Consider the following 25,977-nt stretch of genomic DNA (forward strand, 5'->3'; position numbering starts at 1 on the left):
GACCCGCCGCCGGCCGCCGCGGGCGCCGTCGGCGGCGCGGGGCCGCGGTCGGTCCCACGGCTGCGTCCGGGGTGCCGCCCTCCGGCTGGGGGACCGCCCACGCGTGCGCGCTCGCGCAGAGCGAAGGACGCCGGCTCCGGCGGTCATGAGGACCGCCCACGCGCGCGTGCGCTCGCGGCATCGCCGGGATCGGCCGAACGGGCCCACGACGGGGCCGGCCCTCCGCCGGAGGGATACGGCGGGCGAAGGTGCGAAGTTCCTGCCGTCCGCCGCGCGCGTGCGCGTTCAGGCGGGACCCAGGACGGCGGCGACCAGCGCCGCGGTCGCGGCGGTCTCGGCGAGCGCGCCGAAGACGTCGCCGGTGACCCCGCCGAGGCGGCGTACGCAGTGGTGCCGCAGCAACTCGGCGGCGGCGAGCGCGGCGGCGACCGCGAGGGCGGTGTGCAGCGCCGCGTACGCCCCGGCCAGGAGCCCGGCCGCCGCGGCGGGGACGGCGATGGCCGCCGCCGCGCAGGCCGCGGCCGTACGGGCGGACAGCACCCCCGCCACGGCGGCGCCCAGCCCCTCCGGGCGGGCCGGCGGGACGCCGGTGCGGGCGGCGGGGGCGAGCGCCGCGCGGGCGGCGACGGCGGCGGTGGTGACGGCGAGGGCGGCGCGGGCCCGGGAGCCGTCGTCGTACAGCTCGTACACCGCGGCGATCTGCCCGAGCAGCACCAGCAGCAGCGTGATCACGCCGAACGGGCCGATGTCCGAGCGCCGCATGATCCGCAGCGCCTCGGTGGCGGGCCGCCCGCTGCCCAGGCCGTCGGCGGTGTCGGCGAGCCCGTCGAGGTGCAGCCCGCGCGTCAGCACGGCCGGCACCGCGACGGTGGCCACGGCGGCGAGTGCGGCCCCGGCACCGGCGAGCAGCAGCAGAGCGCCGGCACCGGCGGCGAGCAGCCCGACCACGAGCCCGACGAGCGGCGCGGCGAGCATCCCGCCGCGGGCGGCGGAACGGTCCCAGCGGTGCACGCGCACGGGCAGGACGGTGAGGGTCCCGAAGGCGAACCGCAGCCCCGCCCGGAGGCCGGCGGGGCCGCCGGAGGACTGCGCGGGCCGGGCCGGATCGGGCTGGCCCGGCGGTTCGGGCGGACCGGGTGGTCCTGCGGGCCCGGCCAGGGCCCGGGGACCGGTCAAGCCCGCCGCCGGGCCGGGTGCGCCCGCGCCGGCGGAGCCCGCCTCGCACTCGGCGGCGGACCGCTCCGCGGACCCGCGGTCGGCCGGGTCCGCGGCCAGGTGCCGGTCCGCGCCAGGGAGTTCCGCCTCCGCCGCCGCACGGGATGTCCCGGGTTCGTGCGGTGCGTCGAGTGGCTCCGGCCGGCTGGTCGCCGAGCCGGCCTCCCGCGGGCGCCCGGCCCGCAGGACTGCCGGATCCGTACCGGTCGCCGGGGCAGGGCCGCCGGGCTCGCTGGGACCGTACGAGCCGTCCGCCCGCCCCGTGTCCGGCGCGCCCACCGGGCTCTCCCCTTCAGGTGATGTCGTCAACCGCGCCCTCGGCCGCGGGGTCCTCCTGGCCGGCACCGTGCTCCGGCAGGTCCGCCCACAGGTCCGCCGCCGCCTGGAGGAACGGCAGGGCCAGAAGGGCGCCGGCGCCCTCGCCCGTCGTCACGCCGTGGTCGAGCAGGGGGTCTATCGCGATGCGGTCCAGCGCCTTCTCCTGCGCCGGCTCGCCGCTCGCCTGGCCGGCCAGCCACCAGTCGGGCGCGCGGAACGCCACCCGCTGGGCGACCAGTGCCGCCGCCGCGGAGACGACGCCGTCAAGGACGACGGGGGTGCGGCGCACCGCCGCCTGCAGCAGGAAGCCCGTCATCGCGGTGAGGTCCGCGCCGCCGACCGTGGCGAGCAACTGCAACTGGTCGCCCAGCACCGGCCGGGTGCGGCGCAGCGCGTCGCGGATCGCGGCGCACTTGCGCATCCAGGCCAGGTCGTCGATGCCCGCGCCGCCGCGGCCGGTGACGACGGAGGCGTCGGTGCCGCACAGGGCGGCGATGATCGTGCCGGCCGCCGTGGTGCCGCCGACGCTGAGGTCGCCGAGGAGCAGCAGGTCCGTACCGGAGTCGGCCTCCTCGTCGGCGACCGCCATGCCGGCCCGGAAAGCCTGCTCGGCCTCCTCGGCGGTGAGCGCGTCCTCGACGTCGATACGGCCGGACCCGCGGCGTACGCGATGGCGGGTGACGTCCTTCGGCAGCGACTCCGGGTCGCAGTCGAGCGCCATGTCGACGACCCGCAGCCCCGCGCCGAAGCGGCGGGCGAGGATCGCCGAGGCGCTGCGCCCGTCGAGCGTGGCGCGGACCAGCGCGTCGGCGGTGCCCGCGGCGCGGCCGGAGACGTCCAGCTCGGCGATGCCGTGGTCGGCGGCGAAGAGCACCAAGCGCGGCTGCGTGATCGGCTTGGCCGGCACGCCGTCCTGCGCCGCCACCAGCCACTCGCCGAGGTCGTCCAGGCGGCCGAGTGCGCCGGGCCGCGGGCCGTGGGTCGCACGCCACTCCTCGGCGTCCCGGCGGACGGTCGAGTACGGGCGGGAGATGTCGTTGATGAAGTCGTCCAGATTCAGGCCGCTCACGGGCGCAGGTTACCCGCAGGACGCGCCGCGGACTCCGCTGCCCCCGCGGTTTCCGGCGCCGGGGGCGGGCGCGGCGCAGGCCGTTCCGGCGGGGTCGGCCGCACGGTCACGGCGGTCGCACGCCCGGCCGGCCACGCGGGCGTACGCCCGTGTACAACCATGCACCGGACCCGTACAGGACCCGGCTGAGTCCGCCCGGCGGCGCCGGGGCACCGGCCCGCGCCGTGGCATCGGCTACCCCCGCAGGGTCAGCACCTGCCCCGCCACCACCAGCAGCACCTGCTCGCACTCCGCCGCCACCGCCGCGTTCAGCCGGCCCAGCTCGTCGCGGAACAGCCGGCCCGCCGGGGTGGCCGGGACGACGCCCGAGCCGACCTCGTTGCTGACCGCGACGACGGTGCGGCGGGCGGCGCGTACCGCCGCGACCAGCTCGTCGACCCGCGGCCGTACGTCGCCGCCGTCCCAGGCCCCCGCCCGGTCCATGGCGTCCGTCAGCCACAGCGACAGGCAGTCGACCAGCAGCGGCGGCGCGCCGTCCGCGGCGAGCAGCGGCACCAGGTCGCAGGTCTCGGTGGTACGCCAGCCCGCCGGCCGGCGCTCGCGGTGGACCGCGATCCGCGCCGCCCACTCGGCGTCCCCGGCGCGGGTGCCGCCGGTGGCCGCGTACTCGACCTCCGGGAACGCCGCGAGCCGCCGCTCCGCCTCCACGGACTTGCCGGACCGGGCGCCGCCCAGCACCAGCGTGCGCCGCGGCACGACGGGGCTGTCGGGACCGTGACCGGCGATGAGGCTCTGCCCGTCCGGTACGGCCCGGGCCCCGGCGGCGGCGAGCCGGCGGTGCAGCTCGGGGCCGGGCGGCGGAGTGGGCCCGGAGGCGTCGCCGGAGTGGCCGCCGAGGTGGACGGCGACGACGTCGGTGACGGCGGCGACGGCGCCGTGGGCGCGGAGCCGGGCGAGCGCGTCGGGGCGGCCGAGGACGTCGAGCAGCACCAGGTCGTACGGCTCCGCCGGCCCGTCGAGACCCGCCGGCGCGGCCCCCGGCGGCAGGTACAGCAGCCGCCGGCCGCCGGGCCCGGTGACCGCGTACCCCGTCCCGGGGACGTCGACCGCGACGGCCCGCACCCGGTGCCCGCTGATCAGCGTCACCTCCTGCCCCTCCGGCGCCCGCGACGGCGCCGGCACGCCCGCCGGGGGCGCCAGTGCCGGGCCGTCGTGGGGGTGGCTGAGCAGCACCTGCATGACGCCGGACAGCGTCCGCCCGGCGCGCGCCGCGGCGAGCGCGGCGCCCGGCGTGAGGTCGAGCAGCACGATGCCGTCCACGAGGACGGACGTCGCCGCGCGCGCCTCGGGCCCGACGGCGGCGGCGCACGCCGCGCAGGGGCAGCCGGGGCGCGGCAGCCCGGCGGGCGCACCGGTGCCGAGGAGGGTGAGGTCCACGCCCCGATCGTCTCGCGGGCGCCGGGCCCGCGCCCGGGCGGGGCGGCGCTTCAGCGCTCTCGGTTACCCTGCGAACGCACTATCCGGCGTGGGACGGAGGCAGTCATGGCAGCGTGGACCTGGCGGTTCGAGAAGGCCGACGGCACGGAGACGACCCCGGCGGTGGAGCCGGAGGACTTCACGACTCAGGGTGACGCCGAGTCGTGGCTCGGCGAGGTCTGGAAGGAGCTGCTGGAGGGCGGCGTCGATCAGGTCAGGCTCCTGGAGGACGGCGCCGAGGTGTACGGCCCGATGAGCCTGGAAGCGGCCGAGGGCGCCTGAAGCCGCAGGTAACACCCGGACGGCGGGCGTGCGGCGCGTACGCGAGTGTGTACGCGGCTGATCGTACAGGCGGGCGTACGCGGCGGACCATGCCCCGTACGCCCGTCGGCGTCAGGGCCGCTCGCCCCGCTTCACCTGCGGCTTCGGCAGCCGCATGCGGCGCAGTTGCAGGGTGCGCATCAGCGCGTACGCCTTGGCGCCGCGGTGGCTCTCGTCCGGGAAGCGCTTCTTGAGCTGCCTCTTCACCTGGATGGCGATCGCGATCGAGTCGAAGATGATCAGCACGATCACGAACAGCCACAGCAGCAGTGAGATGTTCTTCAGCCCTGCCGACGGCGTGATGCTGAGCAGGAGGATGACGATGGCCATCGGCAGGAAGAACTCCGCCACGCACCACCGCGAGTCCACGTAGTCCCGCACGAACTTGCGCACCGGCCCCTTGTCCCGCGGGGGCAGGTACTTCTCGTTGCCCGAGGCCAGCGCCTCGCGCTGCCTGGCCATGTCGGCCCTGCGCGCCTCCCGCGCCCGCTTCGACGCCTCCTTGCGCGTCACCGGCGTCTTGGCCATGGCGCGGCGCTGTGCCTGCGACTCGCTGCGCTTGGGCGTGGGCCTGCCCTTGGGCGCCTCGGCCGGACGCACATGCTTGGTCTCCACCGCGCTCACCTCGGGCTCAGCGGACTGGTCATCCTTGGATCGGCTTCCGAACACAAGCCCAAGAATAGGGGCAGTCGGGTGTACGACCCAGAGCGAGGGGGAACGATCCGGCAACGGCGTGCGTGTCACTACCTGTGGGGGCGCGTGAACCGGGAGCCCCTACGGCCGTCTACTCCCTGGGCGGGAGGCCGGACCTCCGGCGGTTCGTTCTGCAGGAGGAGCGCATTGGCGCCCAGGCAGTGCGGTAATGGAAGCAGGGCCCGTACTGTGGGTTCTGCAGAGTATGTGCCGAGGCTGAAGTCCGTCAGAAGGGGGCGCGCGAGGCCCATGAGCGGTGTCATGAAGCGGATGGGGATGATCTTCCGCGCGAAGGCCAACAAGGCCCTGGACCGGGCCGAGGACCCGCGCGAGACCCTCGATTACTCGTACCAGAAGCAGCTTGAGCTGCTGCAGAAGGTGCGCCGGGGCGTCGCCGACGTGGCGACGTCGCGCAAGCGCCTGGAGCTGCAGCTCGGCCAGTTGCAGAACCAGTCCGCCAAGCTGGAGGACCAGGGCAAGAAGGCCCTCGCCCTCGGCCGCGAGGACCTGGCGCGTGAGGCGCTGTCCCGCAAGGCGGCGCTGCACCAGCAGGTCACCGATCTGGAGTCGCAGCACCAGACCCTGCAGAGCGAGGAGGAGAAGCTCACCCTCGCCGCCCAGCGGCTGCAGGCCAAGGTGGACGCCTTCCGGACGAAGAAGGAGACCATCAAGGCCACGTACACCGCGGCGCAGGCGCAGACCCGGATCGGCGAGGCGTTCTCCGGCATCTCCGAGGAGATGGGCGACGTCGGCCTGGCCGTGCAGCGGGCCGAGGACAAGACGGCGCAGATGCAGGCCCGTGCCGGCGCGATCGACGAGCTGCTGGCCTCCGGTGCGCTGGACGATCCGACGGGGATGGCGAAGGACGACATCTCCGCCGAGCTGGACCGGCTCTCCGGCGGTGCGGACGTGGAGCTGGAGCTGCAGCGCATGAAGGCCGAGCTGGCGGGCGGCCCCGCCGAGCAGCAGCAGGCCATCGAGGGCGGCCAGCAGGGCGCGCAGCAGCAGCCGCAGGACACCCCACGGTTCGACAAGCAGTGACCGCCCCTCGACGGGCTCGGAAGAACGGGAGTAAGCCGTGATCGTACGGATCATGGGGGAGGGTCAGGTGAAGCTGGACGACAGCCACTTCACCGAACTCAACAAGCTGGACGACGAGCTGCTCGCCGAGATGGAGAGCGGCGACGAGGCCGGCTTCCGGCGGACGCTCGGTGCGCTGCTCGACGCCGTGCGCTCGATGGGCGCCCCGCTGCCGGACGACGCGCTGGAGCCGTCCGAGCTGATCCTCCCGGGGCCTGACGCCTCCCTGGAAGAGGTACGGGAGATGCTCAGCGACGACGGCCTCCTCCCCGGCTGACCCCCGGCCGGTTCTCACGTACGCCTCGGCCGCCCCCCGCCCCGGTCGTCAGGACCGGGGCCGGCCCTCCTCTGCAGGCCCCGCTGCCGTGACCCACCTCGCCGCTCTGCCCCGCTGGCTGCGGGCGCACCCCCGCGCGGCCGACGCCCTGCTGGCGGCGGTCGCGCTCGCCGCCATCCTCATCAGCTCGGTCTACCCCGACGGCGGCGCGGACGAGCCGCCGCCTGCCGACCTCGGCGCCGCCGAGTTCGTGCTCGCGACCGCGGCCTGCGCCGTCTTGGTGCTGCGGCGGCGGGCGCCGTGGGCCGTGCTCGCCGCCACGATGACGCTGACCATCGCGCACGTCATCGCGTCCGCGGGCGACCCGCGCTCGCCGATCGCACTGAGCGCCGTGGTCGCCCTCTACACCGTCGCCGCCCGCAACGACCGGCACACCACCTGGCGGATCGCGCTGCTCACCATGGGGGTGCTGACGTTCGCGATGATGCTCTTCGGCGACCGCCCGTGGTACGCGGACGAGAACCTCGGTGTCTTCGCCTGGACCGGGATGGCCGCGGGCATCGGCGACGCCGTGCGCAGCCGCCGGGCCGTGGTCGACGGCATCCGCGAGCGCGCCGAGCGGGCCGAGCGGACCCGCGAGGAGGAGGCGCGGCGGCGGGTCGCGGAGGAGCGGGTACGCATCGCGCGCGAGCTGCACGACGTCGTCGCGCACCACATCGCGCTGGTCAACGTGCAGGCGGGGGTGGCCTCGCACGTGATGGAGAGCCGCCCGGACCAGGCCAGACAGGCGCTGGCGCACGTACGCGACGCCAGCCGCACCGCGCTGGAGGAGCTGCGCACCACCGTCGGGCTGCTGCGCCAGTCCGGCGACCCGCACGCGCCCACCGAGCCGGCGCCGGGGCTGGCGATGCTGACGGAGCTGGTGGACGGCTTCGTCCGGGCCGGCACGCCGGTGTCGGTGGAGGTCGCCTCGGCGCTGGGCCCGCGCAAGGCGGCGGTGACGACGCGGGTGGAGCGGGCGGCCGAGCTGGTCGGCACGCTGCCGGCGACGGTGGACCTGGCGGCGTACCGGGTGCTCCAGGAGGCGCTGACGAACGTGCGCAAGCACGCGGGGGCGGGGGCGCACGCGGTGGTGAGCCTGTCGCGGGAGGCGAACGGGCTGGAGGTCGCGGTCCGCGACGACGGCAGGGGCACGGCCGGCAGCGGGCCGGACGGGGGCCCGGACAGCGGGCAGGACGGCGGTGGCCGGGACGGCGCCGATCAGGACGGGGACGGGGAGCGCGCGGGCGGCCTCGGGCTCGTCGGCATGCGGGAGCGGGCCGCCGCGCTGGGCGGCCGGTGCACGGCGGGCGAGCGCGCGGACGGCCGGCAGGGTTTCGAGGTACGGGTACGGCTGCCGCTGCGGGTGACCGCAGCGGCAACGGACGCAGCCGCAGCCGGTGACACGGCCGGAGCAGCCACGGGCGCGGCCCGGACCCCGGGCGGGACGGGCGGGACGCGTGCGCCCGGCTGTCGGCGCCGGGGCTCCGGTGAGTCGGTCAGGGAGCAGGGGTGAGCGAGGTCCCGCCGCCACGGGAGCGGCCGATCCGGGTGGTGCTGGCGGACGACCACGCGCTGATGCGCAGCGCGTTCCGCGTACTGGTCGACTCCGAGCCGGACATGGAGGTCGTCGGCGAGGCGGGCGACGGCGCTGAGGCGGTGCGGCTCGTCCGCGAGACGGACGCGGACCTGGTCCTCATGGACATCCGGATGCCCGGCACCGACGGCCTGACCGCCACCCGCACGATCTCCGGCGACGACAGCCTGCGCCACGTGCGCGTGGTGATCCTGACGACGTTCGAGGTCGACGACTACGTCGTCGAGGCGCTGCGCGCCGGCGCGTCCGGCTTCCTCGGCAAGGGCGCGGAGCCCGGTGACCTGCTGGCCGCCATCCGGGTGGCCGCGGACGGCGAAGCGCTGCTGTCGCCCGCGGCGACGAAGGGGCTGATCGCCCGCTTCCTGGCAGGCGGCGGCGACACCCCGCCGGGCGGCCCGCCCGGCGCCACCGGCAGCACGGCGGCGACGGACCGCCTCGCCGCCCTGACGGGCCGGGAGCGGGAGGTGCTGGGGCTCGTGGCCCGCGGCCTGGCGAACGACGAGATCGCCGGCCGGCTCCAGGTCAGCCCGCTGACGGTGAAGACGCACGTCAACCGCACGATGGCCAAGCTGGGCGCCCGCGACCGGGCCCAACTGGTGGTCCTGGCCTACGAGTCGGGTCTCATCCGCCCGGGCGGATGAGGCCGCAAGCCGTCACAGGACTGTCACAGGAACAGCCCCGACGGGATGTACGGCGCCGGGGGCCGCATGCCCCGTACGCACACGAAACCCCCCGTCGTGACCTCAAGACCCGCCGCCAGCGCCACGTCCACCGCCCACTCCTGGTCCGCCGTCAGCCGCGTGACCCCTGCCGTCACCCCCGGCGCCAGGCTCAGCAGCGCCGCCGTCAGCAGTCGCGCCGCGATCCGCCGGGACGTCGCCGCGAGCAGCTCGACCCGGCCGTCGCGCAGGTACGCGTACCCGCTGCCCGCGAGGTCGTCGGAGACGATGCACTGGTAGTGGCGCAGCAGCTCGGTGTGGTCCGGGCCGTGTGCGCCGCCGCGGAGTCTGCGGTCGACGGAGTCCATGAGGTCGCGCAGGCCCGGGCCGCCCTCGACGACCGCGCCCGTGGGCGGTTCGAGACCGGCGTGGTCGACGGTGCCGTGCAGCCGCATGGCGGGGTGGAGGGTGAAGCCCGCGGCGCGGTAGACGCGGGCGGCACGGGGGTCGCGGGAGGCGCAGATAAGGCCCCGCAGACAGCCGCGCCCGTACGCGAGCGTGCGCGCGAGCAGCGCCTTGCCGAGCCCCTTGCCCTGCGCTTCCGGCGCGACGACCAGCAGCGACAGCCCCCAGGTGCCCTCGCGTCTGGTGGACAGCGCCGCGCCGACCGGCCGGCCCGCGTCGTCCAGGGCCAGCCAGCAGCCGCTGGGGTCGGTGCGCGCCAGGTGCCGTACGACGCTGCGCAGGAGGATCGCGGCGTTCTCGTCGGGCTCCCCGGCCCCGCCGGCCCCGCCGGCCCTGTCAGCCCCGTCAGCCCCGTCGAGCGGGTCGGGCCGGGCGGCGTGCGAGGCGGCGAACGCGGCGTCGGCGGTGAGGCGTACCGCCTCGGCGTCGTCCTTCGAGTCGCGGACCTGGCGCAGGATCATGAGGTCAATCCTCTGCCCTGCGCCGGGCCCGCGTCACCCCCGTGTCCCGGGACGTCAGGGCAGCGCCAGCATCCGCTCCAGCGCGAGCTTGGCGAAGTCCTCGGTCTCCTTGTCGACCTCGATGCGGTTGACGAGCTTGCCGTCCGCCAGCGACTCCAGCGCCCAGACCAGGTGGGGCAGGTCGATGCGGTTCATCGTGGAGCAGAAGCAGACGGTGCGGTCGAGGAAGACGATCTCCTTGTCGGGGTGCCGCTTCGCCAGCCGGCGGACGAGGTTGAGCTCCGTGCCGACGGCCCACTTCGAGCCGGCGGGGGCGGCGTCGAGGGCCTTGATGATGTACTCGGTGGAGCCGACCTGGTCGGCGGCGGCGACCACCTCGTGCTTGCACTCGGGGTGGACCAGCACGTTCACGCCGGGGACGCGCTCGCGTACCTCGTTGACCGAGTCGAGCGAGAAGCGGCCGTGCACGGAGCAGTGCCCGCGCCACAGGATCATCTTCGCGGCGCGCAGTTGCGCGGCGGTCAGACCGCCGTTCGGCCGGTGCGGGTTGTAGACGACGCAGTCCTCTGGTGCCAGGCCCAGGTCGCGTATCGCGGTGTTGCGGCCGAGGTGCTGGTCGGGCAGGAACAGCACCTTGCCCGCGCCCGCGTCGCGCTGGGCGAAGGCCCAGTTCAGGGCCCGTTCGGCGTTGGAGGAGGTGCAGATGGTGCCGCCGTGCCGGCCGGTGAACGCCTTGATGTCCGCGGAGGAGTTCATGTACGACACGGGGACGGTGACGTCCGCCACGCCGGCCTCGGTGAGCACGTCCCAGCACTCGGCGACCTGCTCGGCGGTGGCCATGTCGGCCATGGAGCAGCCGGCGGCCAGGTCGGGCAGGACGACCGCCTGGGCGTCGGAGGTGAGGATGTCCGCGGACTCGGCCATGAAGTGCACGCCGCAGAAGACGATGTACTCCGCCTCGGGGCGGGCGGCGGCCTGCTGCGCGAGCTTGAACGAGTCGCCGGTCACGTCGGCGAACTGGATGACCTCGTCGCGCTGGTAGTGGTGGCCGAGGACGAAGACCTTCTCGCCGAGCCGCTCCTTGGCGGCGCGGGCGCGCTCGACCAGCCCGGGGTCGGAGGGGGCTGGCAGGTCGCCGGGACAGTCGACGCCGCGCTCACTGGAGGGGTCGGCCGCGCGCCCGAGCAGCAGCAGGGCGAGGGGCGTGGGGGTCACATCAAGGTCCTGGGCGGTGGTCACAGCGCACTCCACCCTTTCTCTTCGGCTCTCGGCGGGCTGCCGGTGCATCCGTTTTCGTCACATTGACGTTATTAATCATATCCCCTTCGCGTCAGGTTGACGATGGTGCTCGCGTCAATGTGACGAATGCCGCCCGTACCCCTCCGCCGGCCCCGGGCGGATGACCCGAAGTGGTGCCGTATGCGAGCATGAAGGAGCAAGACAGCGCGCGCCCGGACGGAATGAATCGGGGGCGCGGCCGGTTGGACTCGATCGGCAAGCAGTCCACAACCCGGGAGACATGCGAATGACCGTTCAGGGCGAGACCACCGCAGTCGACGGCATCATTCTGTCCGACGCCGCTGCGGCGAAGGTCAAGAGCCTGCTGGAGCAGGAAGGCCAGCCGGATCTCAAGCTCCGCGTCGCCGTACAGCCCGGCGGCTGCTCCGGCCTGCGGTACCAGCTCTTCTTCGACGACCGCGACCTCGACGGCGACGTCGTCAAGGACTTCGGTGGCGTCTCGGTCGTGACCGACCGGATGAGCGCTCCGTACCTGAGCGGCGCGTCCATCGACTTCGTCGACACCATCGAGAAGCAGGGCTTCACGATCGACAACCCGAACGCCACCGGCTCCTGCGCCTGTGGCGACTCCTTCAGCTGACCGGTTCAGCTAGCGCAACCTGCCCGGAGCGCACGGGCCCCCGGCCCGTACCGGCATGAGGAAGGCGGCGGAAACCCCCACGGTTCCGCCGCCTTCCGCTTGTGCGGGCGATGCCGCCCGGCGTGGCAGGTCCTAGTCCCCCTTCACCGCCTTCACCGCCACCCGCTCCCCGGTTCCCGCGTCCACGACCCTGCGGCCGTCGAGCGGCGCGGACAGCTCCACCGTCTCCGTGAACTGCTTCGCGATCTCGATGCAGACCTGGCCCGGCTCCTCCTTGCCGGTGAGCCGCACCGTCACCGTGTCGCCCGACTCCTCGGCGCTCGCCGCGTAGTCGGTGCACACGCCGCCCCAGAAGTGCAGCTTCAGGGTGCGGCCGTCGACGGAGTACGACTCGATGTCCGCGGCGGTCGCCACCGCGCCGCTGCTCTCCGGCTGCTCCGCCGGCGCCGACGACGGCGGCTGCGCCGGCTCCGCGGGCTCCACCTGACCGGGCGAATCCGGGGCGGAGCCGCTGTCCGGGCTGGCTGCACTGCCGGGGCGGCTGCCGGAGCCGCCGCCCGCGTCCGGCTTCGTGCCCGGTGCGGACGTCGGCGGGGCCGGCGCGGGGGTCGGCTCACTCGGGTCCGCGGAGGTGAGGTACTCGGGTGCGACGGCCAGTTGGGGCCACACCACCGTGCCAGGCCTGCCGCCGTGGAACGGGGTCGGTGAGTCGCCCGTCACCTCGAACAGCCAGGACGGCACCAGCACCGCCCGCCCCTGCACCGACTGGGCGGAGAGCCCGAACTCGGCGCCGCGCACCTTGGTCGGCGTGATCTTGCCCATGCACGGGTCCACCTTGCCGACCACCGGCTTGCCCGGCCCCGTGCCCTTCTCGTACGGCACCGCCGAAGCGCACCCCGAGCTGCTCGCGGAGGCGCTCGCCGGCTCCCTCGCCGGCTCCGCGCCGGTGCCGGCGGTTCCCGCGCGGGGCTTGTTCAGCTCCTTCAGCGCCGCGTCCGCCGTGATCACCGGGTAGGTGTGCCCGGCGGCCGGCTCTACCAGGTAGCCGTTGCCACCGCTCACCTGTCCGTCGCCGCCTATCTGCAGGGACGTCTGCCAGCCCGCCGTCGGCAGCCCGCCGACGACCGGTTCCGCGGTCACCGTGCGCACCGCTCCGAACGGCTCGGCCGCCGCCACCTCGGCGTCCTCCTGGCCCAGCGCCGCGAGCACCGGCTCCGCGGCCTTCCTCGCCGCGGACTCCGGCACCGGGTCGCCCGCCCGGTCACCGGGCTGGCTCCCGGGGGACACCGCGCAGTCGGTGGACGCCACCGAGGCGTCCGGGCCGCCCCCGTCCGGCTCCACCGGCAGCGGGGCCGCGCACGCGGTGGGGATGTGCTCCTGGTAGCTCCAGGCGCCCGGTGCCTCGCCCTGGACCTGGAGCAGCGGCCCCTGCCCGTCGCCCGAGGCGCCGACGCGCCAGCCGCCGCCCTCCTGCCGGGGCTCGCCGGCCACCCCCAGCGCCTCGGCGAGCCGCGCCACGTCGGCGGCCCCGACCCGGCCCTCCGACCGGTACACCGGCGCCTCGTCCGGCCCCTCGGGCAGCTCGCCGGCCAGCCGCAGCGGCGTACCGCCGGCCGCCATCGCGGTCTCCACGGAGAGCCCGTCGAGGCGCAGGAGCGGGGGCTTTCCGCCCTTGCCGGAGTCCGCGCCGGCACCGCCGTCGCCCGTCCGGTCCACCACGTACGCGACCCCGCCGCCGGTCAGCATCACGGCGGCGGCGACGGCCGCGGCCACCAGCACACCGGGACGGCGCCCGGCGCGGTCCGGGTGGCCGGCCTCGCCCGGGTCGTCGGCATCAAGGCCGTCCGGCCCGGACCCGCGGGCGTGCGCGGGCTCGGGCCCTGGGGGGTGCTCGGTGCTCACCGTTCGGCTCCTTCGTCTTCGGATGCCGATGGGACGCCGGTCACGCGGATCCGGTTCCCACGGGAGGGAGCCGGCCGGGTGCGGGGGATGCTCTTAGTCGCCGTACTCGGACATGCCGCGGAGCAGGTCCGCGGACGCCGTCGGCACGGTGATCCGCGCCAGACCGCTGATCCGCGTGTCCGGCACGTGTCCCGAGGGGGTGTGCGCATGTCCCGGCCAGTACGGCGCCATCCGGGCGCAGTCAGTGCGCAGCTCGGCCAGCCCGCCGTCCAGCTCCAGGGGAGCGGTGCTGTGGAAGGCCGCCGGCGGGTGGGGGGTGGCGGAGGCCCGCATGTCCTTCTGCATGTCTCGACCGTACGCACCCGCGGGGAGGAGGGGTAAGACCTACTATCAGGTAGTTTTGGCTGGGTCGAACCCGTCCGGAGGGCGGTGTTCAGCCGGTAGCGTGACCACTACCCGCGTCACCTGCCCCGCCTACAGGAGCGTACGCCGTGCACATTGCCGTTTCCGGCTCTATCGCAACCGACCATCTCATGACCTTTCCCGGCCGGTTCTCCGATCAGTTGGTCGCCGACCAACTGCACACGGTCTCCCTCTCGTTCCTCGTCGACAAACTGGACGTGCGCCGCGGCGGAGTCGGGCCCAACATCTGCTTCGGCATGGGCCAGCTCGGCACCCGCCCGATCCTCGTCGGCGCGGCCGGCACCGACTTCGCCGAATACCGCGCCTGGCTGGAGCGGCACGGCGTCGACACCGACTCGGTGCGCATCTCCGAGGTGCTGCACACCGCGCGCTTCGTCGTCACCACCGACGCCGACCACAACCAGATCGGCTCCTTCTACACCGGCGCGATGAGCGAGGCCCGGCTGATCGAGCTGAAGACCGTCGCCGACCGCGTCGGCGGCCTCGACCTCGTCTCCGTCGGCGCCGACGACCCCGAGGCGATGCTGCGCCACACCGAGGAGTGCCGCACCCGCGGCATCCCCTTCGCCGCCGACTTCTCCCAGCAGATCGCCCGCATGGAGGGCGACGGCATCCGCACCCTCACCGAGGGCGCCGCGTTCCTCTTCTCGAACGAGTACGAGAAGGGGCTGATCGAGACCAAGACCGGCTGGAGCGACGAGGAGGTGCTGGCCCGGGTCGGCACCCGCGTGACCACGCTCGGCGCCCGCGGCGTGCGCATCGACCGCGCCGGGGAGGAGCCGATCCTCGTCGGCTGCCCGGAGGAGGAGCGCAAGGCGGACCCGACGGGTGTCGGCGACGCCTTCCGGGCCGGCTTCCTGTCCGGGCTGAGCTGGGGCGTGAGCATGGAGCGGGCGGCGCAGCTCGGCTGCATGCTGGCGACGCTGGTCATCGAGACCGTGGGCCCGCAGGAGTACGAGCTGCAGCGCAGCAACTTCGTGGCGCGCTTCACCAAGGCGTACGGGCAGGACGCCGCCGCCGAGGTGCAGCAGCACCTGCCGGCCACGGCGCAGGAGGCGCAGGACTAGCGCGGGCGTACGGGCCGGCCGCTCAGCTCGTGCGCCGCACCCGGTAGGCCGTGCCGCCGCCCGCCGCCGGCTCCTCGCCGACGTACTCCTGCCCGCGCATCTCGCACCACGCCGGGATGTCCAGCCGCGCCGCCTCGTCGTCCGACAGCACCAGCGCCGTGCCGCCCACCGGCACCCGCTCGAAGGCCTTCGCCAGCTCGATGACGGGGACCGGGCAGCGCCGGCCGCGCGCGTCGACCACCAGCTCCCCGGACGGCGAGTCCGCCGACGCGCCGCGCGCGGTCGCGCCTAGCTCCGCCCGCACCCCGGCGACCGCGCCCTGCAGCGCCCGCATGAAGCCCTCCACCTGCTCGGCGGTCGTCCCCGGCGGCAGCGACACGCGCACGTTGCCCTCCGACAACACCCCCATGGCCTTCAGCACATGGCTCGGGGTCAGCGTGCTCGACGTGCACGACGACCCGGACGAGACCGAGAACCCCGCCCGGTCCAGCGCGTGCAGCAGGGCCTCCCCGTCCACGTACAGACAGGAGAACGTCACCAGATGCGGCAGCCGGCGCTCCGGATCGCCGACCACCTCCACGTCCGCGACCGTCTCCGGCACCCGCGTGCGGATCCGGTCCACCAGCGCCCGCAGCCGGGCGCCCTCCGCCTCCGCCTCCGCCCGTACGGCGCGCAGCGAAGCGGCCGTGGCCACGATCGCCGGGATGTTCTCGAACCCGGGCGCGCGGCCGGACTCCCGCTCGTCCGCGGGGCCCGCGGGGGCGAAGCGCGTCCCCTTGCGCACCACGAGCAGCCCCACGCCGGGCGGACCGCCCCACTTGTGGGCGCTGGCCGCCAGCAGCGACCAGGGCCCCGCGACACGCCCCCAGCCCAGCGACTGCGCCGCGTCCACCAGCAGCGGCACCCCGGCGGCGCGGCACTCCTCGGCCACCTCGGCGACCGGCTGTTCGGTGCCCACCTCGTGGTTGGCGGACTGCAGGCAGGCCAGCGCGGTGTCGGCGCGCAGCGCCTCGGCGTACGCACCGGGCGCCACCCGGCCGCCGCGGTCGACCGGCACGTACGTCACGTCCGAGTCCGTACCCTCCGCACCGTCCGTACCGCCGGCGCCCGCGGCCGTGCGGTGCGCCTCGGCCGAATGGAGGACGGCGGAGTGCTCGACCGACGACACCACCAGGTGCCGGCCGGTGCGCCGCCGGCCGGCCAGCGCCCCGGCCATGCCGTCGTGCACCGCGCGCGTACCCGAGGAGGTGAACACCAGCTCGTCCGGCCGGCAGCCGACCAGTTCCGCGGTCGTCTCGCGCGCGGCGTCGAGCAGCCGCCGCGCGCGGCGGCCCTCCCGGTACAGCCGGGCCGGGTCGGCCCAGCCCTCGTCGAGTGCGGCGAGCAGCGCCTGCCGGGCGATCGGGTGAAGAGGGGCGGACGACGCGGCGTCGAAGTACGGCACCCGACCACGCTAACCCGTGGTCGGGGCGATGGGCCCGCCGTGCCGGGACCCCGACGGACCCCGACGGGGGACCGGCGGGACCGAGTTGACGGCCGCCGCCACCCCATCGAAGTGCCCCCGGCGCGCCAGGGCACCCTCCCCGAGCGACCCCAAATGGCGTCCAGTAGGGTTTGGTCCGCGTAAACATCCAAACCTGCTGCCCGCGCGCCCGAAGGGACCGTGGGCGAGACTCTCGGGAAGGCGCTACGTGAGTCACAACGGCTCCGACCTCCCCCGCGGCCGCACGGCAGCCGCGGGAGGTACCCGCTCGCCGCGGCGCACGATGCGGCGAAGGCTGCCGCAGGCGCTGGCCGCGGGCCTGGTCCTGGTCACCCTCTCAGGCTGCACCTACAAGGACTTCCCCCGCCTGGGCATGCCCTCGCCGGCCACCGAGGAGGCGCCGCGGATCCTCTCCCTGTGGCAGGGCTCCTGGGCGGCTGCACTGGCCGTCGGGGTCCTTGTCTGGGGCCTGATCCTGTGGAGCGTCATCTTCCACCGCCGCTCCAGGACCAAGGTCGAGGTCCCGGCGCAGATCCGGTACAACCTGCCCATCGAGGCGCTGTACACGGTCGTCCCGCTGATCGTCGTTTCGGTGTTCTTCTACTTCACCGCGCGCGACGAGAGCAAGCTGATGGAGACGTCGGACCACCCCGACCACGTGGTCAACGTGGTCGGCTACCAGTGGAGCTGGGGCTTCAACTACCTGGAGAACGTCGACGGCGACACCGCCACGCCGGCGAAGCGGCCCAAGGAGCTCGCCGCCATCGCCGACCGGGCCTACGAGGCCGTGCCGAAGGGCGCCGAGGGCGTCTACGACTACGGCGTGCCCGCCAGCGTGGACGAGGACACCGGCAACCCGGGCCCCACGCTGGTCCTCCCCAAGGGCGAGACGGTCCAGTTCATCCTGACCTCCCGGGACGTCAACCACTCCTTCTGGGTGGTGCCGTTCCTCATGAAGCAGGACGTCATCCCCGGCCGTACGAACGTCTTCGAGGTGACCCCCAACAAGGAGGGCACCTTCATGGGCAAGTGCGCCGAGCTGTGCGGCACGGACCACTCCCGGATGCTCTTCAACGTGAAGGTGGTCTCCCCCGAGGAGTACCAGCAGCATCTGAAGGAGCTGGCAGCCAAGGGCCAGACCGGGTCGATCCCGGCGGGCATCGCTCAGACCGACGCCGCTAGGAATGCGGAGACCAAGACCCAATGAGCATCCTCAACGAACCCCAGGGTGCGGCGACCGCAGGCGCTGAGGACGACGCCTACGAGGACGAGCTGCCCGTACGCCGCCGGGAGCCCGGCAACGTCGTGGTCAAGTGGATGACGACCACCGACCACAAGACGATCGGGACCCTCTACCTGATCACGTCGTTCTTCTTCTTCATCTTCGGCGGCGTCCTGGCGCTGTTCATGCGCGCCGAGCTGGCCCGGCCGGGCTCGCAGGTGATGAGCAACGAGCAGTTCAACCAGGCGTTCACGATGCACGGCACGATCATGCTGCTGATGTTCGCGACGCCGCTGTTCGCGGGCTTCGCGAACTGGATCATGCCGCTGCAGATCGGCGCGCCGGACGTGGCGTTCCCGCGGCTGAACATGTTCGCGTACTGGCTGTACCTCTTCGGGTCCCTGATCGCCGTCGCCGGCTTCATCACCCCGCAGGGCGCGGCCGACTTCGGCTGGTTCGCGTACACGCCGCTCTCCGACACCGTGCGCTCGCCGGGCGTCGGCGCCGACCTGTGGATCATGGGTCTGGCGTTCTCCGGCTTCGGCACCATCCTCGGCTCGGTCAACTTCATCACGACCATCATCTGCATGCGGGCGCCGGGCATGACGATGTTCCGGATGCCGATCTTCACCTGGAACGTGCTGCTCACCGGTGTGCTGGTGCTGCTCGCCTTCCCGGTGCTGGCCGCCGCGCTGTTCGCCCTGGAGGCGGACCGCAAATTCGGGGCGCACATCTTCGATCCGGCGAACGGCGGTGCGCTGCTCTGGCAGCACCTCTTCTGGTTCTTCGGCCATCCAGAGGTGTACATCATCGCGCTGCCGTTCTTCGGCATCATCTCCGAGGTCGTCCCGGTCTTCAGCCGCAAGCCGATGTTCGGCTACATCGGTCTGGTGGCCGCCACGGTCTCCATCGCCGGCCTGTCCGTGACCGTGTGGGCGCACCACATGTACGTGACAGGAGGCGTGCTCCTGCCGTTCTTCGCCTTCATGACCATGCTGATCGCGGTGCCGACAGGAGTGAAGTTCTTCAACTGGATCGGCACCATGTGGAAGGGGTCACTGAGTTTCGAAACACCGATGCTCTGGGCCATCGGCTTCCTGGTGACGTTCACCTTCGGCGGTCTGACGGGCGTCATCCTGGCCTCGCCGCCGCTGGACTTCCACGTCTCCGACTCGTACTTCGTGGTGGCCCACTTCCACTACGTGGTCTTCGGCACCGTCGTCTTCGCGATGTTCGCCGGCTTCCACTTCTGGTGGCCCAAGTTCACCGGCAAGATGCTGGACGAGACGCTCGGGAAGATCACCTTCTGGACGCTGTTCATCGGCTTCCACGGCACGTTCCTCGTACAGCACTGGCTGGGTGTCGAAGGCATGCCCCGGCGGTACGCGGACTACCTTGAGGCCGACGGCTTCACCGCCCTGAACACGTTCTCGACGATAAGCTCGTTCCTGCTCGGCCTGTCGATGCTGCCGTTCATCTACAACGTGTGGAAGACCGCCAAGTACGGCAAGAAGATCGAGGTCGACGACCCGTGGGGCTACGGCCGCTCGCTGGAGTGGGCCACGTCCTGCCCGCCGCCGCGGCACAACTTCACGTCGCTGCCTCGCATCCGGTCCGAATCGCCGGCCTTCGACCTGCACCATCCCGAGATCGCGGCGGCCGAGGTCGGCCACGGCGCCGCTGCCAAGACGCTCGTCGGGGGCGGCGCCAGCGAAGGGGAAGCCAAGTGAAGATCCAGGGCCACATGTTCGCATGGCTCGCCGCCTTCCTGCTGGTCACGACCATCGTCTACGGCTACTGGTCGAAGGAGGCGGTCGGCACCACCGCGCTCGCCCTGGCCTTCGGCCTGACCGCGATGATCGGGTACTACCTGGTCTTCACGGCCCGCCGGGTCGACACCGGGGCGCAGGACAACAAGGAGGCGGAGGTCGCCGACGATGCCGGTGAGCTGGGCTTCTTCAGCCCGCACAGCTGGCAGCCGCTGTCGCTGGCCCTGGGCGGCGCGCTCGCCTTCATCGGCATCGTCCTCAACTGGTGGCTGCTGTACTTCTCCATCCCCGTGATCCTGGTCGGCCTCTACGGCTGGGTCTTCGAGTACTACCGCGGGGTGGACCAGAACCAGTAGCGCGCACTACAGCACAGCCTCACCGAGGGGGCCGCGGCACGCCGAAAGGGTGCCGCGGCCCCCTCGTTCGGACCACACGCCGTGCGCCGCACGGAGCACCTGCCTAGCGTGTGATCATGAGCCAAACGCCCCATCGCCGCACTGCAGTCAGCTGTTCCCTGCTGTTGGTCTCCCTCGCCCCGGGCCTCGCCGCCTGCGGCGCCGACGGCCACCCGCTGGCCCGCGAGCCCGGGGAGCCCGCAGGCTCGATCACACTCGCCGGCCTGGCCGACGACACCGGCCTTGCCGACCCCGCGGACGACCTGGAGGTCACCGCCCAGGGACAGGCGCGCATCACGGACGTGACGGCCGTGGACCAGAGCGGCCGCTACGTACGCGGCCGGCTGTCCGCCGACGGCCACACCTGGCGCAGCACCGTGCCGCTGGCCGCGCGGTCCCGTTACAGCGTCGACGTGAGCACCGAGAACGACGACGGCGCGCCCGGCCGCAAGCTGCTGACGTACCGCACGTCGCAGGCGCGGGCGAAGAAGCCGATGAAGGTCGAGCTGGGCCCCGGCAAGGGCACGTACGGCGTCGGCCAGCCGCTGACGGTGAAGCTCGGCCGGGCGGTGAAGACCCAGGCGGAACGGGCCGTCGTCGAGGGCGGGCTGAAGGTCACCTCGTTCCCGGTGGCCGAGGGCGCCTGGTACTGGGTCGGCGACAAGGAACTGCACTACCGCCCCAGGGAGTACTGGCCCGCGGGCGCCCGGGTCCGGCTGGAGAGCAGGCTGGAAGGCGTGAAGGTACGCGAGGGCGTCTACGCGAGCGCCGCGAAGCCCCTCGATCTGAAGATCGGCGACCGTATCGAGGCGGTCACCGACGCCGCCGCGCACGAGATGACCGTCTACCGCAACGGTGAGCAGATCAACACCATCCCCGTCACCACCGGCAAGGCGGGCTTCGAGACCCGCAACGGCAAGAAGGTGGTGCTGGAGAAGCAGTCGCTCGTCCGGATGACCGGCGCCAGCATCGGCGTCGGCGGCACCGGCGAGGACTACGACCTCCAGGTGTCCTACGCGACCCGGGTCACCTGGAGCGGCGAGTACGTGCACGCGGCCCCCTGGTCGGTCGGCTCGCAGGGCGCCGCCAACGTCAGCCACGGCTGCACGGGGATGAGCACCGAGGACGCCGCCTGGTTCTTCAAGACCGTACGGCCGGGGGACATCGTGGAGGTCGTCAACAGCTACGGCGAGGACATGGCCCCGTTCGGCAACGGCTTCGGGGACTGGAACCTCTCCTGGACCAAGTGGCAGGAGGGCAGCGCCCTGACGCCCGGCGTACGCGACGGGGGCGGCCCGGCAGACGCCAACCGCCTCCGGCCCGCGGTCTGACAGGCCCCCGCGGGCCGGCAGACCGGCCCCGGCCCGCAGGCCGGGGAGCGCCGGCTCTCAGGCGCCGACCGCCAGCCGAGTCCGCAGCACGCCGGCCACTCCTTCGGCGAGCGCCGCCGGGTCGATGGGGTGCGCCACGGTGGCCTCCGCCCGGCTCCACGTCGCCAGCCAGGCGTCCTGCGGGCGGCCGATGAGCAGCAGGACGGGCGGGCACTGGAAGATCTCGTCCTTGATCTGCCGGCACACCCCCATACCGCCGGCGGGCACCGCCTCGCCGTCGAGCACGCAGGCGTCGATGCCGCCCCGGTCCAGCTCCGCCAACACCGCGGGGAGCGTGGCGCACTCGACGTACGCCACCGGCGGCAGGTCTGCCGCGGGCCGGCGGCCGACGGCGAGCCTGACCTGCTCGCGCGTGTTCGCGTCGTCGCTGTAGACCAGCACGTTGACCGCTGCTGGGGCCGTCGACTCCATGGTTCCTCCGGAGGTTCGCATCCGCCGCTCTCACGGCGGATGCTACTCCGCGCGGGGTGCGGCGGTGCTGCCCAGGGCCCCTGCAGAGCCTTGACACTCCGAACAGCACCCCCCGGAGTGAGGCGGAGATAAGGGACCGACATAATGACGGGCGTGGCGACAGCAACAGCAGCAGTAGAGACCGGGCACGCGCACCCGTCGGTCAACCGGCCGAACCTCACCAGCGTCGGAACCATCATCTGGCTGAGTTCCGAGCTGATGTTCTTCGCGGCCCTCTTCGCGATGTACTTCACCCTGCGGTCGGTGATGGGTGCGGACTACTGGAAGGAACAGGCCGAGGCCCTGAACCTCCCGTTCGCCCTCGGCAACACCACGATCCTGGTGCTCTCCTCGCTCACCTGCCAGCTCGGCGTGTTCGCCGCCGAGCGCGGTGACGTGAAGAAGCTGCGCATGTGGTTCGCGGTGACCTTCGTGATGGGTGCCGTCTTCATCGGCGGGCAGGTGACCGAGTACGTGGAACTGGTGGAGCACGAGGGCATCTCGCTCTCCTCCGGCGCGTACGGCTCGGCGTTCTACCTGACCACCGGCTTCCACGGGCTGCACGTGACGGGGGGGCTGATCGCCTTCCTGCTGATCCTGGGACGCACCTACGCGGCCAGACGGTTCACGCACCAGCAGGCGACCGCCGCGATCGTGGTGTCCTACTACTGGCACTTCGTCGACGTGGTCTGGATCGGCCTCTTCGCCACCATCTACTTGATCAAGTAACCGGCCGGGGAGCCGGCACCGAGAAGCACACCGACGCTGAAGATCCTGATACCGGGGTAATCCGTGAAAAAGCTCTCCGCACGACGGCGCCATCCGCTGGCGGCGCTCGTCGTCCTACTCATTGCGCTGGCGGCCACCGGGGGGCTGTACGCCACATTCGCGCCCACGGAAACGGCCCAGGCCGAAGAGACCAGCCAGTCCCTCGCCATCGAGGAGGGGCAGAAGCTCTACCGGGTCGGCTGCGCGAGCTGCCACGGCACCGGCGGCCAGGGCTCCAGCGACGGCCCCAGCCTCGTGGGCGTCGGCGCGGCGGCGGTGGACTTCCAGGTCTCCACCGGCCGGATGCCCCTGCAGCAGCAGGGCGCCCAGGCGCCGAAGAAGCCGGCCGTCTACACCCAGAAGGAGATCGACCAGCTCGCCGCGTACATCGCCGACCTGGGCCCGGGCCCGGCGATCCCCGAGGAGAGCCAGTATGACCCGGCGGGCGGCGACGTCGCCCGCGGCGGTGACCTGTTCCGTACCAACTGCGCGCAGTGCCACAACTTCACCGGCAAGGGCGGTGCCCTGACGGACGGCAAGTACGCGCCGAACATCGACGGCGTCGATCCGAAGCACATGTACGAAGCGATGGTGACCGGCCCGCAGAACATGCCGGCCTTCCCCGACGGGGTGCTGACGGCCGCTGACAAGCAGGACATCATCGCCTACCTCGACGAGGTCGGCGGCGAGGACGCTGCGTCGCCCGGCGGCTTCAGCCTCGGTGGCCTCGGCCCCGTGAGCGAGGGCCTGTTCGCCTGGGTCTTCGGGCTCGGCGCCCTCATCGTGCTGACGATCTGGATCACCGCCCGGAGTGCAAAGGCCAAGAAGTCATGAGTAGCCAGGCTGGATCTGAGAACGAGAACAACGGCGAGCATCTGCCGACCGTCCGGGAGGGCGAGGACGGCGCGGGCGTCGCGGTCGAGGAGCGCGACCCGTTCGCCAACCCCGGCCTGCCGCCGCACGAGCCGCGCAAGCAGGACATCGACGAGCGGGCCGCCAATCGCTCCGAGCGCACCGTCGCGATGCTGTTCACGGTGTCGATGCTGGCGACAATCGGCTTTATCGCGGCGTTCGTCGCCATCGACGTCGACGAGATCGTCTACATCTTCCCGCTCGGCCACATCAGCGGGCTGAACTTCGCCCTCGGCGTCACCCTGGGCCTCGCCCTGTTCTGCATCGGCGCCGGCGCCATCCACTGGTCGCGCACGCTCATGTCGGACGTGGAGGTCGTCCAGGAACGGCACGCGATCGAGGCCACCGAGGAAACCAAGGCCATCACCAAGGCCGAGTGGCGGCAGGGCACCGAGGAATCGGCGATCGGCAGCCGCAAGATCATCCGGCGTACCATGCTCGGCGCGCTCACCCTGGTGCCGCTCACCGGCGTCGTGCTGCTGCGTGACCTCGGCCCGCTGCCAGGCACCAAGCTCCGCGAGACCCTGTGGTCCAAGGGCAAGCTGCTCATCAACATGAACACCGACGAGCCGCTGCGCCCGGAGGACATCACCGTCGGCTCGCTCTCCTTCGCCAAGCCCGAGGGGCTGAAGGAAGGCGACCACGACTTCAACAACGAGATCGCCAAGGCCGCCCTGATGCTCGTCCGGATCCACCCGGGTGACATCAAGGACCCGAAGTCCGCGGACTGGGGTCACGACGGCATCCTGGCCTACTCCAAGATCTGCACGCATGTCGGCTGCCCCGTCAGCCTGTACGAACAGCAGACGCACCACGTGCTCTGCCCGTGTCACCAGTCGACGTTCGACCTGTCCGACGGCGCGCGCGTGCTCTTCGGCCCGGCGGGGCACCCCCTGCCGCAGCTTAGGATCACGGTCAATGACGAGGGCTATCTGTACGCGCTCGGCGACTTCGACGAGCCCGTCGGCCCGAGCTTCTGGGAGCGCGGATGAGCACCACCACCACAGACGTACGCCGGACCCCGCCCGGCAGAGGCGAGAGATTCGCCGACTGGACGGACGCACGGTTCGGCCTGCACGCGACCGGCCGAGCCGGGCACATCCGCAAGGTCTTCCCGGACCACTGGTCGTTCCTGCTCGGCGAGATCGCCATGTACGCCTTCCTGATCGTGCTGCTGACCGGCGTGTACCTGACGCTGTTCTTCAAGCCGAGCATGGCGGAGGTGACGTACCACGGCTCGTACGCGCCGATGAACGGCGTGATGATGACCGAGGCATACGCCTCCACGCTGGACATCAGCTTCGACGTCCGCGGCGGTCTGCTGGTCCGGCAGATCCACCACTGGTCCGCGCTGGTCTTCATCGCCGCCATGGCGACGCACATGATGCGCGTCTTCTTCACCGGCGCGTTCCGCAAGCCGCGCGAGGTCAACTGGGTCTTCGGCTTCACGCTGCTGGTCCTCGGCTGCGTCGCCGGCTTCACCGGCTACTCGCTCCCCGACGACCTGCTCTCCGGCACCGGCGTCCGCTTCATGGAGGGCGCGACACTGGCCGTCCCGCTGGTCGGCACGTACCTGGCGTTCTTCCTGTGGGGCGGTGAGTTCCCCGGGACGGACATCATTCCGAGATTCTTCGCGGTGCATGTGCTCCTGGTGCCAGGGATCATGCTGGGGCTCTTCGTCCTCCACCTGATCCTGATCTGGTACCACAAGCACACCCAGTTCGCGGGTCCCGGCAAGACCAACAACAACGTCGTGGGCGCGCCGTTCGTACCGGTCTACGTGGCCAAGGCGGGCGGGTTCTTCTTCCTCGTCTTCGGCGTGATCACGGTGATCTCGGGGTTGTTCACCATCAACCCGGTCTGGAACATCGGGCCGTACCGACCAGACATCGTCTCCACCGGAGCCCAGCCGGACTTCTACATGGGCTGGACCGAGGGCCTGATCCGGTTCATGCCAGGGTGGGAGTGGAACATCCCGGGCGGATACACGGTCAACTTCGGGGTGTTCATCCCGCTGCTGATCGTGGGTGTCATCCCGACGGTGCTGGTCGTCTACCCGTTCTTCGAGTCGTGGCTCACCGGCGACGGCCGCGAGCACCACATCCTGGACCGGCCGCGCAACGTGCCGACCCGCACCGCCTTCGGTGTGGCCTGGCTGACCTGGGTCTTTATACTGCTGGTGGCCGGCGGCAACGACCTGTGGGCCACGCACTTCCACCTCTCGATCGAATCGATCACCTGGTTCGTGCGGATCTCGTTCTTCGTCGCCCCGGTGCTCGCCTTCTGGATCACCCGGCGCTTCTGCCTCGGGCTGCAGCGGCGGGACCGCGAGAAGGTCCTGCACGGCCGGGAGACGGGCGTCATCAAGCGGATGCCGCACGGCGAGTTCATCGAGGTGCACGAGCCGCTGTCGCAGGAGGAGCTGCACAAGCTCACCGCGCACGAGCAGTACACCCCGCTGGAGCTCGGTCCGACGGTCGACGACAACGGCGTGGTGCGCAAGCAGAAGCCGATGGAGAAGCTGCGGGTCAAGCTGTCGCAGGGCTACTACGGCGAGCGCGGCCAGATCGCGAAGCCGACCCGCCGCGAGTACGAGGAGATCACCAGCGGCCACGGGTCCCACTAGGACCTGCCCGCCGCCGGGAG

The 25,977-nt window shown here is 72.7% G+C and carries 25 protein-coding genes; 15 read left to right on the forward strand and 10 right to left on the reverse strand.

The features are described from left to right. Positions 1-285: 285 nt before the first annotated feature. The 3 genes from B124_RS06450 to B124_RS06460 form a co-directional block, all read right to left on the reverse strand. Complete coding sequence (locus B124_RS06450; protein ID WP_496501793.1) at positions 286-1,053, reverse strand: adenosylcobinamide-GDP ribazoletransferase; 768 nt, start codon at positions 1,051-1,053, stop codon at positions 286-288. A gap of 454 nt (positions 1,054-1,507) precedes the next feature. Further along, positions 1,508-2,602, reverse strand: coding sequence for a nicotinate-nucleotide--dimethylbenzimidazole phosphoribosyltransferase (locus B124_RS06455; protein ID WP_496501690.1), 1,095 nt, complete (start codon positions 2,600-2,602; stop codon positions 1,508-1,510). Between the two features lie 234 nt (positions 2,603-2,836). After that, the gene (locus tag B124_RS06460) at positions 2,837-4,039 is read right to left on the reverse strand and encodes a bifunctional adenosylcobinamide kinase/adenosylcobinamide-phosphate guanylyltransferase (protein ID WP_496501691.1); all 1,203 of its coding nucleotides are present in this window, start codon (positions 4,037-4,039) and stop codon (positions 2,837-2,839) included. Positions 4,040-4,144: 105 nt separating this feature from the next. Here B124_RS06460 and B124_RS06465 point away from each other — a divergent pair, with 105 nt between their 5' ends. Next, positions 4,145-4,360, forward strand: coding sequence for a hypothetical protein (locus B124_RS06465; RefSeq protein ID WP_496501692.1), 216 nt, complete (start codon positions 4,145-4,147; stop codon positions 4,358-4,360). Positions 4,361-4,471: 111 nt separating this feature from the next. Here B124_RS06465 and B124_RS06470 read toward each other — a convergent pair whose 3' ends face one another. Further along, positions 4,472-5,068 (reverse strand): DUF3043 domain-containing protein, encoded by a 597-nt coding sequence (locus B124_RS06470; protein ID WP_496501693.1) that lies wholly within the window; start codon positions 5,066-5,068, stop codon positions 4,472-4,474. A gap of 273 nt (positions 5,069-5,341) precedes the next feature. On the opposite strand from B124_RS06470, the gene B124_RS06475 reads away from it, so the two are divergent. From B124_RS06475 to B124_RS06490, 4 genes are all read left to right on the forward strand, one after another. Next, on the forward strand, positions 5,342-6,133 hold the full coding sequence (locus B124_RS06475) for a PspA/IM30 family protein (protein ID WP_496501694.1): 792 nt from the start codon (positions 5,342-5,344) through the stop codon (positions 6,131-6,133). Positions 6,134-6,170: 37 nt separating this feature from the next. Further along, entirely contained in the window at positions 6,171-6,449 is a 279-nt protein-coding gene (gene pspAA, locus B124_RS06480; RefSeq protein WP_496501695.1) for a PspA-associated protein PspAA, read from the forward strand. 88 nt (positions 6,450-6,537) lie between these two features. Continuing rightward, the gene (locus tag B124_RS06485; protein ID WP_496501696.1) at positions 6,538-8,004 is read left to right on the forward strand and encodes a sensor histidine kinase; all 1,467 of its coding nucleotides are present in this window, start codon (positions 6,538-6,540) and stop codon (positions 8,002-8,004) included. Beyond that, entirely contained in the window at positions 8,001-8,726 is a 726-nt protein-coding gene (locus B124_RS06490) for a response regulator (protein WP_496501697.1), read from the forward strand. The genes B124_RS06485 and B124_RS06490 overlap by 4 nt, the downstream gene beginning before the upstream one ends. A 23-nt stretch (positions 8,727-8,749) precedes the next feature. Here the strand turns inward: B124_RS06490 and B124_RS06495 are convergent, their stop codons facing one another. Both B124_RS06495 and nadA read right to left on the reverse strand, forming a co-directional pair. Beyond that, on the reverse strand, positions 8,750-9,670 hold the full coding sequence (locus tag B124_RS06495) for a GNAT family N-acetyltransferase (protein WP_496501698.1): 921 nt from the start codon (positions 9,668-9,670) through the stop codon (positions 8,750-8,752). A 54-nt stretch (positions 9,671-9,724) separates the two neighbouring features. Further along, positions 9,725-10,909 (reverse strand): quinolinate synthase NadA, encoded by a 1,185-nt coding sequence (gene nadA, locus B124_RS06500; RefSeq protein WP_496501699.1) that lies wholly within the window; start codon positions 10,907-10,909, stop codon positions 9,725-9,727. Between the two features lie 286 nt (positions 10,910-11,195). On the opposite strand from nadA, the gene erpA reads away from it, so the two are divergent. Then, entirely contained in the window at positions 11,196-11,549 is a 354-nt protein-coding gene (gene erpA, locus B124_RS06505) for an iron-sulfur cluster insertion protein ErpA (protein WP_496501700.1), read from the forward strand. Between the two features lie 132 nt (positions 11,550-11,681). Here erpA and B124_RS06510 read toward each other — a convergent pair whose 3' ends face one another. Both B124_RS06510 and B124_RS06515 read right to left on the reverse strand, forming a co-directional pair. Beyond that, the gene (locus B124_RS06510; protein WP_496501701.1) at positions 11,682-13,451 is read right to left on the reverse strand and encodes a hypothetical protein; all 1,770 of its coding nucleotides are present in this window, start codon (positions 13,449-13,451) and stop codon (positions 11,682-11,684) included. A gap of 93 nt (positions 13,452-13,544) precedes the next feature. Next, positions 13,545-13,796 carry a hypothetical protein gene (locus B124_RS06515; RefSeq protein WP_496501702.1) on the reverse strand — a complete coding sequence of 84 codons (252 nt, stop codon included), beginning with the start codon at positions 13,794-13,796 and terminating at the stop codon, positions 13,545-13,547. A gap of 146 nt (positions 13,797-13,942) precedes the next feature. Between B124_RS06515 and B124_RS06520 the strand changes: the two genes are divergently transcribed. Then, the gene (locus tag B124_RS06520) at positions 13,943-14,941 is read left to right on the forward strand and encodes a carbohydrate kinase family protein (RefSeq protein WP_496501703.1); all 999 of its coding nucleotides are present in this window, start codon (positions 13,943-13,945) and stop codon (positions 14,939-14,941) included. Between the two features lie 22 nt (positions 14,942-14,963). Here the strand turns inward: B124_RS06520 and B124_RS06525 are convergent, their stop codons facing one another. Beyond that, positions 14,964-16,385, reverse strand: a complete 1,422-nt coding sequence (locus B124_RS06525) for a cysteine desulfurase/sulfurtransferase TusA family protein (protein WP_496501704.1) — start codon at positions 16,383-16,385, stop codon at positions 14,964-14,966. A gap of 247 nt (positions 16,386-16,632) precedes the next feature. Between B124_RS06525 and ctaC the strand changes: the two genes are divergently transcribed. The 4 genes from ctaC to B124_RS06545 all read left to right on the forward strand — a co-directional run bounded on the left by ctaC (position 16,633) and on the right by B124_RS06545 (position 21,141). Continuing rightward, complete coding sequence (gene ctaC / locus B124_RS06530; protein WP_496501705.1) at positions 16,633-17,631, forward strand: aa3-type cytochrome oxidase subunit II; 999 nt, start codon at positions 16,633-16,635, stop codon at positions 17,629-17,631. Beyond that, positions 17,628-19,376, forward strand: a complete 1,749-nt coding sequence (gene ctaD, locus B124_RS06535) for an aa3-type cytochrome oxidase subunit I (protein ID WP_496501706.1) — start codon at positions 17,628-17,630, stop codon at positions 19,374-19,376. The genes ctaC and ctaD overlap by 4 nt, the downstream gene beginning before the upstream one ends. Further along, positions 19,373-19,771, forward strand: a complete 399-nt coding sequence (locus tag B124_RS06540; protein WP_496501707.1) for a cytochrome c oxidase subunit 4 — start codon at positions 19,373-19,375, stop codon at positions 19,769-19,771. The genes ctaD and B124_RS06540 overlap by 4 nt, the downstream gene beginning before the upstream one ends. A 116-nt stretch (positions 19,772-19,887) precedes the next feature. Next, a complete protein-coding gene (locus B124_RS06545) occupies positions 19,888-21,141 on the forward strand; it encodes a L,D-transpeptidase (protein WP_496501708.1) in 1,254 nt (417 codons plus the stop codon). Between the two features lie 57 nt (positions 21,142-21,198). Here the strand turns inward: B124_RS06545 and B124_RS06550 are convergent, their stop codons facing one another. After that, positions 21,199-21,612, reverse strand: coding sequence for a hypothetical protein (locus B124_RS06550; protein WP_496501709.1), 414 nt, complete (start codon positions 21,610-21,612; stop codon positions 21,199-21,201). Positions 21,613-21,756: 144 nt separating this feature from the next. Between B124_RS06550 and ctaE the strand changes: the two genes are divergently transcribed. The 4 genes from ctaE (at position 21,757) to qcrB (ending at position 25,957) form a co-directional block, all read left to right on the forward strand. Beyond that, entirely contained in the window at positions 21,757-22,380 is a 624-nt protein-coding gene (ctaE, locus tag B124_RS06555) for an aa3-type cytochrome oxidase subunit III (protein WP_496501710.1), read from the forward strand. A 63-nt stretch (positions 22,381-22,443) separates the two neighbouring features. Next, positions 22,444-23,253, forward strand: a complete 810-nt coding sequence (gene qcrC, locus B124_RS06560; RefSeq protein WP_496501711.1) for a cytochrome bc1 complex diheme cytochrome c subunit — start codon at positions 22,444-22,446, stop codon at positions 23,251-23,253. Next, positions 23,250-24,323 carry a cytochrome bc1 complex Rieske iron-sulfur subunit gene (qcrA, locus tag B124_RS06565; RefSeq protein ID WP_496501712.1) on the forward strand — a complete coding sequence of 358 codons (1,074 nt, stop codon included), beginning with the start codon at positions 23,250-23,252 and terminating at the stop codon, positions 24,321-24,323. Before qcrC ends, qcrA begins: the two co-directional genes overlap by 4 nt. After that, the gene (gene qcrB, locus B124_RS06570; protein WP_496501713.1) at positions 24,320-25,957 is read left to right on the forward strand and encodes a cytochrome bc1 complex cytochrome b subunit; all 1,638 of its coding nucleotides are present in this window, start codon (positions 24,320-24,322) and stop codon (positions 25,955-25,957) included. Before qcrA ends, qcrB begins: the two co-directional genes overlap by 4 nt. Positions 25,958-25,977 lie beyond the last annotated feature (20 nt).

Source organism: Streptomyces sp. CNP082, from assembly GCF_059570535.1.